The organism is Bacillus sp. AFS040349, assembly GCF_002577655.1.
Classification (GTDB): Bacteria; Bacillota; Bacilli; order Bacillales; family Bacillaceae; genus Metabacillus.
In genome coordinates this window covers 85,973-97,381 of the sequence record NZ_NUMC01000016.1, presented here as the reverse complement: position 1 = coordinate 97,381, position 11,409 = coordinate 85,973, and the positions used below count along the sequence as shown (strand labels likewise).

Genomic DNA, 11,409 nt, shown 5'->3' with positions numbered 1-11,409 from the left:
CTTACTGTAGATAAAGGCCTGATAGTCAAAGAAGAGAGTACATGGATCTTGTGTTAACAGAATTGGATCGAGCCCAAGCCATCATAACTGACTATCTAGGTATGGCTGGACAAAAAAGCATGGCCAAAGAAAAAATAAACTTAACCGATACTCTAAATGATATCACTACGCTCATGACATCTTATGCAAACTATAAAACAGTAAAATTCAAATGTGAAATTGATAAGGATTTGTATGTTTTTGGAGACCCAATTAAGCTAAAACAAGTTTTTATTAATATTATCAAAAATTCCATAGAGGCTGTTCCAAATATGGAAGGTTTGGTAACAATTCATGCATGTTTATTGGAAAGCACAATACATATTAAAATATCTGATAACGGGATTGGAATGACTAAAGAGCAAATTGAGAGATTAGGAGAACCATACTATTCTTCTAAAGATGATGGAACGGGACTTGGACTGACGGTTACATATAGTATAGTTAAAAACCATGGTGGTTCTGTCAAATACATAAGTGAAGTTAGCAAAGGAACAGTTGCTATTATTTCTTTTCCTCTTTACTTCGATACCAGCTCGGATTATTCTCACCTTTTTAACGAGAATTTATCAGGTTAATAAGAAATAAAAGGTGACAGATATGATTCTGTCACCTTTACATGATTATTCTTCTTCCTCAGGTTTGACTTCTTTCTTATCGCCACGATTTGCTTCTTTTTCCGTTACTTCTCCACAGGCAATTCTAGCTCCTGAATCTCCTGCTGGCTGAGTCATGCCGTCATCCATTTTTTCCGTTATCACAATAGCTGCTCCATCTGGATCAAGAATAGAATTTTTCTTTCCACTTTTTAGGGTTAATTGAGGAGCCATTAATTCCGCTTCTGTTTTTCCATTTTCGGAAATAACATTTGGAAGGTCCCCTGCATGAGCACCTTCGGGATGCAAAAGCCCATGCTTTTTATCATCAGGATTCAAATGATCTCCAGCACTTTTAAAATCAGGTCCCTTACAAGTACCTTTTTCATGAATGTTTATTCCATGCTCACCTTCTGGTAACCCCTCTACCATCACTTCAAACTTTACACCTTCTGGTTGCTCAGATACTTTAATGGTACCAAGTGAATCACCACTTGCATTAAACATTTCAACATCCATTTTGGTGATTTCTTTTTCCATACAACCGGACAAAATAAAAGGAAAAACAAAGTACAAAGACAAAAATGTTTTACGTTTCATATTACCCTCCAATGAAATCGTTTGGCTATAGGGTATTTTTTGTCACAATGTATAAACTTATTCATTTTATGAAAAGTTGTCTTCCCTTAGTCTTAGTCTTGATCTTGCTTCGTTTGATTTATTAATTTTTCTACTTGTTCTTGTTCTTTTTTAGAAAGCTTCATGATAAATCGGAAAGCAAAGAAAGCTGCTATAGTAAAAATGATCATTGTAATCGCAGCAGGTATATATTCTGACTTATCCTCAGGAAAATATAAAAATAATCCAAAAATAGGAAATAATTGATTCATGTTTTCACGACCTTTCTTCCTCCTAACTATAGCAAGTTTTAGACGAATTCACTAGCTATTAAAAGTATAGTCAAGAAACAGTCACAAATGCGATTTTAAAGCCTTCATGGTACTATAAAAGATATAAAATAAATATCCAAGGGGTGAGAATAATGGATGAAAAGAAAATCGGAGATGTTGTAACAGGCATTTATAAAACAGGTAAATACATTGGTGTTATTACCGACATTAAACCTATGCATTATTTAGTACAAGTTAAAGCTGTCCTAAAGCACCCACAACAAGGTGATTTACATAATCCAAAACAGGTGGATGTCCAATTTTTTCACGAGAGAAGGGCATTGGCTTACAACGAACAAACAAACGTTCCAAAACAGATGGTAAAACGATTCGAAGACGAAATTCCAGAATATCAGCAGTCGCTAAGAAAAGCGCTGGATGTTATGAAGAAAGAACTTGAAGAAAATAATATTGAATGGGCTAAGGAATCCCTGAAAAGGGTTGATGTTCTTGAGAAAGAGTATTTCCCTCATTAATTGAAAGATGTTTACTCAATAACAATATTTAGCATTTACTTTTAAATATTGTTATTGAGCTTTTTTCATATACATAATTTTGTACATTATTTCTGCTTTATGTTGCATATTTATTTAATACCTTTGACAGATCAATTCGATCACCTATTGTTGTTGGGGATGGCTTTTGCAAGTACCTTTTATCCTCTTCAACTAATTTAAATAAATTGTACGTAGTTAGGGCATCATCTAATGCACGGTGATGTTTACCGGTAGCCTTTTTCCCATATTCCTCAACAGCCTTCCATAAGCCGGTTTGATTACGATCACCAAAAAACTTTTTATATTCCATTGATAAATCTCTAAATTTTCCTGTGAATGGAAATTCTTCACTACTCATTTGGCAATTATGACGGAGCACCTTCATATCCATATTGCCCCAAGTAATAACAGTTGTTGATGATCCATTATTATAATCATTTAGTACAGCTAAAAGCTCTGAAAAAGTCATTCCTTGATCAATTTTATTTTGCGAAATTTGCAGAAAAGTTTTACATCGCTCAGTTAATAAGGGGAATTTGTTCGGTTTAACATATGAGGAGAATTGCTCTTCAATTTGTTGGTTCTTAACAGAAACAATACCCACTTCAATAATTTCTGGATAAAAGCCCTTTGGATTCGCTTTTCCTTCCGGCATGGTAAATTCAAAATCAATAAATAATAATTGCTCTTGTCCCTCCAATCTGTTTCGCTCCTCCTTTAGTTTATTTTATTTAAACGTTAAGAAAATATTGGCAACATAGAAAAGTTTTTTACGTAGGTAATCAACATCCATAAGGGCTACTACTCATCACGCTTCGCCTTTCAGGCTCGCCAATCAACGAGTTTTCTTTATACGTTAAATAGGTATGAATTGGCAGCAAAGAGGGTTGATTCGACGTAGTGGCCAATTCTAAGTATGAAGTATAAGGGCAACTACGTTTCTGTCTTCGCCTTTCAGGCTCGCCAATCAACGAGTTTTCTTTATTATATCACCGATGCATTAAAAAGAACTTTAATTTTTCCAAAAATAATGAATTGTCCCTTGACTATTTTTAATTGACTAGATGATTATCTTTACTCTATCTTACAATATATTCAGCAACGATCATTATTAGGTATAATTTTAAATTGACTGTTGAAATTTATTGAGTTTTTCCGATATATAACATATAAATTGTTTATTCGTTTTGTCTCTGTTGTGTCGTTATAGAGCAGAATAAGTAGAAAGAAAGTGAATCAGTATGCGACATTTATTTGGTTGGGCTTGTATCTTTACTATGGTACCAATCTTCATCATATGTGTTTTTGTGGCAGGTAAAGAATCTCAAGCTATTAAAGGGATTAGTACCATATTGGATGAAAAAATACCCATTGAATCTGTTGATTTAGCACAAAACAGTTATGTATATGATCATGAGGGTCGCCTTATTTCAGAAATAACATCAAATCAACAAAATCGGATTTATGTTAAATACGAAAACATCCCTGAGATCGTAAAAAAAGCTTATCTCATTTCAGAAGATCAGCGTTTCTTTGACCATATAGGCTTTGATGCTGCTGGTATGTTTCGAGCAGTATTAATTAACGCGAAATCTGAATCGGTGGAGCAAGGCGGAAGCACTATTACTCAACAGCTGGCTAGAAACGTTTATTTAAATCACGAACAATCTTATAATCGAAAGCTGAGCGAACTCCTTTATTCCTATCAACTTGAAAAATCCTTTACAAAAGAACAAATATTTGAATACTACTTAAATGCTATTTATTTCGCTAATGGTCAGTATGGAATTGGAACAGCAGCAGATTTTTATTTTAATAAACAAATTCACGAACTACATCTAGCTGAACTTATCTTTATTAGTGCCGTACCAAATAATCCCACACAATACGATCCAGTTAAAAATTATAAAGCAACAAAAGTAAGACAAGAAAGATTACTACAAACTCTATATGAATTCGGAGCTATTACAGCGGAAGAGAGAGAGACCGCAACAAATTTTCCTATAAAACTTTCTATAAAGAAGGAAGTAGATATTCAACCAGATTATGTAACATATGTTCACCATGAGTTAAAGCAGTTGGTTGCTGCAAAAGAAGGATTAAAGGATCATAACCAAATAAATACACGTGTAAATGACATTTTAAGTCAAGGTGTGATCATTTATACAGCGTTAGAAAGTGAACGTCAAAATAAACTTGTTCAATCAATTAACACTTACATTCAATCCGATGATATTCAAGGTGCTGCTGCAGTCATTAATCATCAATCACATCAAATTGTTGCCCTTGCTGGAGGCACAAACTATAATAAATTTGAATTTAACCGCGCTTTTCAAGCTTATAGGCAACCCGGCTCTTCTATTAAACCATTACTGGATTATGCACCTTATATAGATGTAACCGGAGCAACTACCAAATCCCGAATCAACGCAGGCAGATTTTGCAGTGGTGGCTATTGTCCCAAAAATTATAGCGGAAGAAATTATGGCATGGTTTCATTGGAAACGGCTTTAAAATACTCCTATAACACTGCTGCAGTGCGGATGCTTCATGAAATTGGAATTGAAAAAGGTTTTTCTTACTTAGCGCCATTTAATTTTGCGAAAATCTCAAAACAAGATTATCACCTTCCAGCTGCCATTGGTGGGATGATGTATGGAATTTCTCCCCTTGAATTAACAAATGCATACACTACTTTTGGCAATAACGGTATATATTATGAAAATCATGCTATTGTTAAAGTAACTGATCAAACAGGCAAAACACTTTACGAATGGGGTGAGAATCCTATTCGCGTATGGAAGGAAACGACCAACAAACAGATGCGATCATTACTTTCTGCTGTTGTGTCAAGCGGCACAGGTAAAAAGGCTGCAATGAATAAAAGCTATGTAGGTGGTAAAACTGGAACTTCTAACGATTATCATGACTTATGGTTTGCTGGTTTAACGGATCAGTATACTGGTGTAGTTTGGATTGGTAAAGATCAGCCTGCTAACATTAGGAGTGTTTATGACAGAGGCTCACATCTTCTTATTTGGAAAGAAATGATGAAATAAAGACAAGTACTTCAAAAAGGGGGGAATAAAATTTGAATGCAGATAATCAGCCTATTCTTCTCTTTGACGGAGTGTGTCATTTTTGCGATCAAGCTGTTCAGTTTATTATTCGATACGATAAAAAAGCTAAGTTTCAATTCGCTGCTCTGCAGTCAAACACAGGACAAGAACTCTTGGAAAAATTCCAACTTCCGACTACTAACTTCAATAGTTTAGTCGTGATTAGGGGTAGTAGCTATTATACAAAATCATCAGCTGTTCTTGAAATCTGTAAACTTCTAGGTGGAACTTGGCAACTTCTATATCTATTCAAAATAGTCCCCAGACCAATTCGAGACCTGCTATACGACTTCATTGCAAGAAATCGATATAAGTGGTTTGGCAAAAAAGATCAATGTACAATCCCAAAACCTGAGGATAGAAAAAGGTTTTTACCTTGAACAATAAAAAAAGCTGAGATTGATGTTATCCGTCAATCTCAGCTTTTTTATTTTAGACAGGCAAGCTCGCCATCACACTATTATAAAGCCTAATACATAGATACAATGTTCCAAGTATAAAGATAAACCAAAAAAGAACATGAAATAGCACTAATCCTATTAAAGATAGCGAGGTTAATGACTGACTAAATTTATAAACGATAAAAACAAAATAAATCAGTGTTGCTAAAAGAAATATTCCGATGATTGCATAAGGATACTGAACAGCAGCAAGAGAAAGTGCCCCACCAATTAAATAAATGGAAGATCCTCCTCTAATTTTAGTCAAATTTTCACCTGCTACATCTTTTGAAAAAAACAAAAGCGAAAGCTCAGTAACCGTGTTTGCAATTAGTTTTAATGCTGAAAACAGCATAAAAAACAGAAGAGAAAAAACAGTAAATAACGCCAGCTTGATCCCACTATTAGAGAAGAATTCCAGCATTCCATCATAAATACCAAACACCTGCAAATAATCGATTACAATCATGACTGTAACGATCGATAACGAAGCACTAAATAATAAGATTGTAATTAGCGGAAAATAACTAGTAAAGTATGTATTTTTCATAAAATCAGTTTCCTTGCTAAATAATTCAGTTTCCATCCTATTATGAATTAGCAGATTCGCTTTGACAAGACTTCATGTAAATAAATAGAAATTCATATTTCTTTGTACTAAAAAACAGGATGTCTATAATTAACACCCTGTTAACGAAGTACAACGCGTACATATTCACGCGGTCGAAACTTTTCAAATACATTTGCTTCCTCTGTTAACGATTCAATCGGTGTTTCAGTATTTGTTAACTGTATGACTGAGTCCTCAAATGAAATCGTTTCGACATATTCTCGTTTTACTCTTTCATTTATATACCAAGCACTGCTAAACAAGGATGAAAACAAACATCCTGCGACAAAAATCTTTGTTTTGTGCATGGAATCACCTCAAACCTTAGGATGTTCTTAAGGTCTTTATAATATACAAGTTAGCAGAAATTTGTTATCATTTTTATGTTCATATGAACTTGAAATGAGCAATATTTGATATAATTTCATAGTGCTCCACAATCTGGAACATAATAAATCAGTAATACTGAGCCAGATTTGTTTTAAATACTATAAGGAGGTTAAAAGATGACATTATTACATGTGGCAATTTTATCACCATTTTTACTTGCCATACTTATTCCATTCCTGTATAAGTACTTTCGTAACATTCATACAGGCTGGTTTGTACTAGGATTACCGATCCTGCTCTTTGTTTATTTTATACAATTTCTAGATTCAACTATGCACGGTGATCAAGTCAGTTACACCGCAAATTGGATACCTACTCTTGGTATTAACTTTACTGCATACATAGATGGTCTTGGACTATTATTTGCCTTACTAATCTCTGGAATAGGTGCCTTAGTTGTTCTTTATTCGATCTATTACCTATCAAAAGAAAAAGAACAATTAAACACCTTCTATGTGTATTTACTCATGTTTATGGGTGCCATGCTCGGTGTTGTTTTATCTGATAACCTGATTGTTTTATACACATTTTGGGAATTCACATCACTTTCATCTTTCTTGTTAATCGGTTATTGGTACCACCGAGAAAAATCCCGTTACGGTGCACAGAAGTCTATGCTTATCACTATTTTTGGCGGACTTCTCATGCTTGGTGGTTTTATTATGCTTTATATGATGACTGGTACTTTCAGCATTCGAGAAATTGTTGGTCAAGTACCGGAAATAGCACAGCATGAACTTTTTGTTCCTGCTCTTATTTTAATTTTGTTTGGAGCTTTTACAAAATCAGCGCAGTTTCCATTTTATATTTGGTTACCAGATGCAATGGAAGCACCAACACCAGTAAGTGCTTATCTCCACTCAGCAACCATGGTTAAAGCTGGGATTTATCTAGTAGCACGTTTCAGTCCTGTATTTTCCGGGACACCTGAATGGTTTTGGATTGTTTCATCATTCGGTATTTTCACGATGTTCTGGGGATCATTCAATGCAGTGAAGCAGACTGATTTAAAAGGGATACTTGCATTCTCAACAGTCAGTCAATTAGGAATGATCATGTCAATGCTCGGTGTTGGTTCCGCTGCACTAGCTCTAGAGTCTATTGATGATAGCTACTATACAGTTGCGACGCTTGCTGCTATTTTCCATCTAATAAACCATGCTACTTTTAAAGGAAGCTTGTTTATGGTGGTTGGAATTATTGACCATGAAACAGGAACACGTGATATCAGGAAGCTTGGCGGTCTTATGAGTTTGATGCCAATTACGTTCACGATATCAATTATTGGAGCCTTTTCAATGGCAGGATTGCCTCCTTTTAATGGTTTTCTTAGTAAAGAAATGTTCTTTACTAGTATGATTCGTGTAATGGAAATGGATGTTTTCAATATTGAAACAATTGGTCTATTATTTCCGATTATCGCCTGGGTTGGTAGTATTTTCACTTTTATTTACAGCATGGTATTGGTATTTAAAACCTTCACGGGGAAATATCAACCTGAAAAGCTTAAGAAGAAGCCACATGAAGCACCAATTGGAATGCTCATTTCGCCGATTATATTGGCTTCACTTGTCGTTATTTTCTTCTTCTTCCCGAACATTTTAGCTTACACGATTATTGAACCGGCGATGGCTTCAATCATTCCGGGATTACTAGGTGATGAAGGACATTTTCATGTTCATATCTATCCTTGGCATGGATTCACTGTTGAATTATTCATGACAATAGGTGTTATTGCATTAGGTATTGTCGGGTACTTATCTCTTACAAAGTGGAGATCTGTTTATCGTCTAGTTCCTGAAAAGCTAACGCTAAATAAAGGATATGATGCAGCATTACATCAACTTGATCGATCTTCGTTCCGTTTAACTAGATTTTATATGACTGGATTTATCCGTGATTATCTAGCGTATATTTTCACCTTCTTTATTCTTATTCTAGGATCTGCCTTGGTTGCGACCGGAGGATTTTCATTCTCCCTGGCAGGAACTGCTCCAATTGGTGTTTATGAGGCAGTTTTAGCTTTTGTTATGGTAATTGGTACAGTGACAGTTTTATTTTCTAAATCCCGTTTGACTGCCATTATTGCTCTAGGGTCAGTTGGATACTCATTATCACTCTTTTTCGTCCTATTTCGGGCGCCTGACCTAGCTTTAACGCAATTATGTGTGGAAACAGTATCAGTAGCGTTGTTCCTGCTTTGTTTCTACCATTTACCGGAATTTAAAAAGAAAGAAAAAAAGCTTCACTTTAAATTAACAAACCTACTTATATCTCTAGGTGTTGGTACGATCGTTACACTTATTGCTCTATCTGCCAATAGCCAACGTGTATCAGAAACAATTTCAACTTATTTCATTGAAAACAGCTATAAGCTGGCTGGTGGAAAAAATATGGTTAACGTCATTCTTGTAGACTTTAGAGGCTTTGATACATTATTTGAAATAGCTGTTTTAGGGATTGCTGCACTAGGAATTTTTGGTATGATTCGCTTAAAAGTCAGAAGGGAGGAAAAAGGGTGAAAAAAGATATAAAAACAAATGATATCATCTTTCAAACTGTTACAAAGATTGTTGTGTTTATTATCATTATCTATTCATTACACCTTTTCTTTTCTGGACACTATACACCAGGTGGAGGTTTTATTGGCGGACTAATGACTGCTGCGGCACTCGTCTTACTGTTATTAGCCTTTGATATAAAAACAGTTGTCAATACCCTACAGGTTGATTATCTGAAGTTAACGGCAACTGGTTTATTAATTGCTGTATTAACAGGAATCGGTTCATTTTTCTTCAATGTTCCGTTCCTAACACATACATTTAGCTATGTACAGTTACCTCTGCTAGGAAAAACATCCTTAGCTACAGCGGTATTATTTGATTTAGGAGTTTACCTCGTTGTTATCGGTGTAACGATGACCATTATTCAAACGATTGGAGAGACGGAATAATGGAAATTTTAATGTCTATTGTTGTCGGGATCATTATTACGGCTGCGGTTTATTTAATGTTATCCAAAAGTTTATTACGAATTATTATTGGTACTGGTTTGCTAAGTCATGGTGCACATTTACTCATCTTAACGATGGGAGGACTAAAAAAAGGTGCTGCTCCATTGCTTGGTGAGCATGCAGAAGTCTACGTTGATCCACTTCCACAAGCTTTAATTTTAACTGCGATTGTTATTAGCTTTGGAGTCACATCCTTTTTCCTTGTTCTTGCCTACCGTTCATACCAAGAGCTTGGGACTGATGATATGGATCAACTAAGGGGAAATGATCAATATGAATAACTTAATTATCTTGCCAATTGTCATCCCATTTTTAATGGGAATACTTTTAATCTTTTTCAACAAACATATTACTGTTCAAAAATGGCTAAGTGCTGCTGCTTCATTCTTAAGTGTCATTGCTTCCATTGTGATCGTTCAGACCGTTCATACAAACGGCATTCAGACACTAGAGATCGGAAATTGGGCACCACCTTATGGAATCGTACTTGTTGCCGATATGTATGCTAGCTTGTTAGTGTTAACAACAAGTATAATTGGCTTTACATCGTTATTGTTTGCTTTCTCATCCGTAACAAGAGATCGAGAAAAGTTTTACTTTTATCCAGGAGTTCAATTTTTACTTTTAGGTGTAACTGGTGCTTTTCTAACAGGTGATATTTTTAATCTCTTTGTATTTTTTGAAGTCATGCTTATGTCTTCTTACTTGTTGATTGTATTAGGAAGCTCCAAAAATCAGCTTCGCGAGTCAATTAAATACATCTTAGTCAATGTTATTTCTTCGGCACTTTTTGTTATTGCGGTAGCGTATTTATATGCAGTAACAGGAACATTAAATATGGCAGACTTAAGTGTAAGAATAGCAGATATGGGGCAATCCGGGTTATTAACAGTCATCGCCATTCTCTTTCTAGTCATCTTTGGCTTGAAGGGTGCGATTTTCCCGTTGTACTTTTGGCTTCCTGCCTCCTACCAGGCACCACCTGCTGTTGTTACAGCATTGTTCGGCGCTTTATTAACAAAAGTTGGGGTTTATTCCATTACACGTGTGTATTCCGTTATTTTCTATCACGAGCCATCTTTTACACACCAAATACTCGCCTGGCTTTCAGCACTAACAATTGTTTTTGGTGTCATTGGAGCAATTGCCTATTGGGATATTAAAAAGATTGTCATCTATAACATTATTACTGCAGTTGGTGTTATTTTATTTGGAATCGCAGCAAACACTCCAAACTCAGTAGAAGGCTCTATTTATTATTTAGTTCACGACATGATTGTTAAAGGAGCATTATTCTTCTTAGTGGGTACAATTATTGCGATAACAGGCACTAGTAATTTACGTAAATTTAGCGGATTGATTGCTAGCCACCCTTTTCTTGGATGGATGTTCTTAATTGCCACTTTGGCTTTAGCAGGAATTCCACCACTCAGCGGCTTTATCGGAAAGCTAAAAATTATTCAGGGCGGCTTTGAAGCTGGTGAATACACAATTGCTTTCGTTGTACTGCTATCAAGTTTGTTAGTACTATACTCTGTAATGAAGATATTCATCCATGGTTTTTGGGGAGAGCCAAATAAAATCCCAGTTAATAAAGAGGCTACAAAGGGGTTAATACTCCCAATAGTCATCTTGCTTGTATTGTCAATTGCTTATGGCTTTGGGGTTGAATCACTATCACCTTATATTTCACAGGCTGCCGATACTCTGCTTGATCCATCAATCTATATTCAAGCCGTATTGAAGGAGTAGATC

At 35.3% G+C, this 11,409-nt stretch carries 13 protein-coding genes; 8 read left to right on the top strand and 5 right to left on the bottom strand.

Features of this window, described 5'->3' with window-relative positions; genetic code table 11:
- The first annotated feature begins 41 nt into the window (after positions 1-41).
- Complete coding sequence (locus COD11_RS04645) at positions 42-617, top strand: sensor histidine kinase (RefSeq protein WP_098795589.1); 576 nt, start codon at positions 42-44, stop codon at positions 615-617.
- A 45-nt stretch (positions 618-662) separates the two neighbouring features.
- Here COD11_RS04645 and COD11_RS04640 read toward each other — a convergent pair whose 3' ends face one another.
- Both COD11_RS04640 and COD11_RS04635 read right to left on the bottom strand, forming a co-directional pair.
- Positions 663-1,235, bottom strand: a complete 573-nt coding sequence (locus COD11_RS04640; RefSeq protein WP_098795588.1) for a superoxide dismutase family protein — start codon at positions 1,233-1,235, stop codon at positions 663-665.
- 92 nt (positions 1,236-1,327) lie between these two features.
- Positions 1,328-1,525, bottom strand: a complete 198-nt coding sequence (locus tag COD11_RS04635; protein WP_098795587.1) for a hypothetical protein — start codon at positions 1,523-1,525, stop codon at positions 1,328-1,330.
- A gap of 152 nt (positions 1,526-1,677) precedes the next feature.
- On the opposite strand from COD11_RS04635, the gene kapB reads away from it, so the two are divergent.
- On the top strand, positions 1,678-2,061 hold the full coding sequence (gene kapB, locus COD11_RS04630; RefSeq protein ID WP_098795586.1) for a kinase-associated lipoprotein KapB: 384 nt from the start codon (positions 1,678-1,680) through the stop codon (positions 2,059-2,061).
- Between the two features lie 97 nt (positions 2,062-2,158).
- On the opposite strand, the gene kapD is transcribed toward kapB, so the two are convergent.
- Positions 2,159-2,737, bottom strand: coding sequence for a 3'-5' exonuclease KapD (gene kapD, locus COD11_RS04625; RefSeq protein WP_231309790.1), 579 nt, complete (start codon positions 2,735-2,737; stop codon positions 2,159-2,161).
- A 586-nt stretch (positions 2,738-3,323) separates the two neighbouring features.
- Between kapD and COD11_RS04620 the strand changes: the two genes are divergently transcribed.
- Complete coding sequence (locus tag COD11_RS04620) at positions 3,324-5,141, top strand: transglycosylase domain-containing protein (protein ID WP_098795584.1); 1,818 nt, start codon at positions 3,324-3,326, stop codon at positions 5,139-5,141.
- A 32-nt stretch (positions 5,142-5,173) separates the two neighbouring features.
- Positions 5,174-5,581 carry a thiol-disulfide oxidoreductase DCC family protein gene (locus COD11_RS04615; protein ID WP_098795583.1) on the top strand — a complete coding sequence of 136 codons (408 nt, stop codon included), beginning with the start codon at positions 5,174-5,176 and terminating at the stop codon, positions 5,579-5,581.
- Positions 5,582-5,633: 52 nt separating this feature from the next.
- Here COD11_RS04615 and COD11_RS04610 read toward each other — a convergent pair whose 3' ends face one another.
- Together COD11_RS04610 and COD11_RS04605 are read right to left on the bottom strand one after the other, a co-directional pair.
- The gene (locus tag COD11_RS04610) at positions 5,634-6,191 is read right to left on the bottom strand and encodes a DUF5366 family protein (RefSeq protein WP_098795582.1); all 558 of its coding nucleotides are present in this window, start codon (positions 6,189-6,191) and stop codon (positions 5,634-5,636) included.
- Positions 6,192-6,331: 140 nt separating this feature from the next.
- Positions 6,332-6,559: a hypothetical protein gene (locus tag COD11_RS04605; RefSeq protein WP_098795581.1), complete on the bottom strand. Its 228-nt coding sequence runs from the start codon at positions 6,557-6,559 to the stop codon at positions 6,332-6,334.
- A gap of 198 nt (positions 6,560-6,757) precedes the next feature.
- On the opposite strand from COD11_RS04605, the gene COD11_RS04600 reads away from it, so the two are divergent.
- Genes COD11_RS04600 through COD11_RS04585 form a run of 4 tightly spaced genes read left to right on the top strand, consistent with a single transcriptional unit; the run spans position 6,758 to position 11,406 of the window.
- A complete protein-coding gene (locus tag COD11_RS04600; protein ID WP_098795580.1) occupies positions 6,758-9,163 on the top strand; it encodes a Na+/H+ antiporter subunit A in 2,406 nt (801 codons plus the stop codon).
- Between the two features lie 8 nt (positions 9,164-9,171).
- Complete coding sequence (locus tag COD11_RS04595) at positions 9,172-9,594, top strand: Na(+)/H(+) antiporter subunit B (protein WP_098795599.1); 423 nt, start codon at positions 9,172-9,174, stop codon at positions 9,592-9,594.
- On the top strand, positions 9,594-9,935 hold the full coding sequence (locus COD11_RS04590) for a Na(+)/H(+) antiporter subunit C (RefSeq protein WP_098795579.1): 342 nt from the start codon (positions 9,594-9,596) through the stop codon (positions 9,933-9,935). Before COD11_RS04595 ends, COD11_RS04590 begins: the two co-directional genes overlap by 1 nt.
- Complete coding sequence (locus COD11_RS04585) at positions 9,928-11,406, top strand: Na+/H+ antiporter subunit D (RefSeq protein WP_098795578.1); 1,479 nt, start codon at positions 9,928-9,930, stop codon at positions 11,404-11,406. The genes COD11_RS04590 and COD11_RS04585 overlap by 8 nt, the downstream gene beginning before the upstream one ends.
- Positions 11,407-11,409 lie beyond the last annotated feature (3 nt).

Coding starts and splice junctions, on each gene's coding strand:
- COD11_RS04590 (WP_098795579.1), top strand. CDS start 9,594: ATGGAAATTTTAATGTCTATTGTTGTCGGGATCATTATTACGGCTGCG.
- COD11_RS04645 (WP_098795589.1), top strand. CDS start 42: ATGGATCTTGTGTTAACAGAATTGGATCGAGCCCAAGCCATCATAACT.
- COD11_RS04610 (WP_098795582.1), bottom strand. CDS start 6,191: ATGAAAAATACATACTTTACTAGTTATTTTCCGCTAATTACAATCTTA.
- COD11_RS04620 (WP_098795584.1), top strand. CDS start 3,324: ATGCGACATTTATTTGGTTGGGCTTGTATCTTTACTATGGTACCAATC.
- kapD (WP_231309790.1), bottom strand. CDS start 2,737: ATGCCGGAAGGAAAAGCGAATCCAAAGGGCTTTTATCCAGAAATTATT.
- kapB (WP_098795586.1), top strand. CDS start 1,678: ATGGATGAAAAGAAAATCGGAGATGTTGTAACAGGCATTTATAAAACA.
- COD11_RS04585 (WP_098795578.1), top strand. CDS start 9,928: ATGAATAACTTAATTATCTTGCCAATTGTCATCCCATTTTTAATGGGA.
- COD11_RS04640 (WP_098795588.1), bottom strand. CDS start 1,235: ATGAAACGTAAAACATTTTTGTCTTTGTACTTTGTTTTTCCTTTTATT.
- COD11_RS04600 (WP_098795580.1), top strand. CDS start 6,758: ATGACATTATTACATGTGGCAATTTTATCACCATTTTTACTTGCCATA.
- COD11_RS04605 (WP_098795581.1), bottom strand. CDS start 6,559: ATGCACAAAACAAAGATTTTTGTCGCAGGATGTTTGTTTTCATCCTTG.
- COD11_RS04635 (WP_098795587.1), bottom strand. CDS start 1,525: ATGAATCAATTATTTCCTATTTTTGGATTATTTTTATATTTTCCTGAG.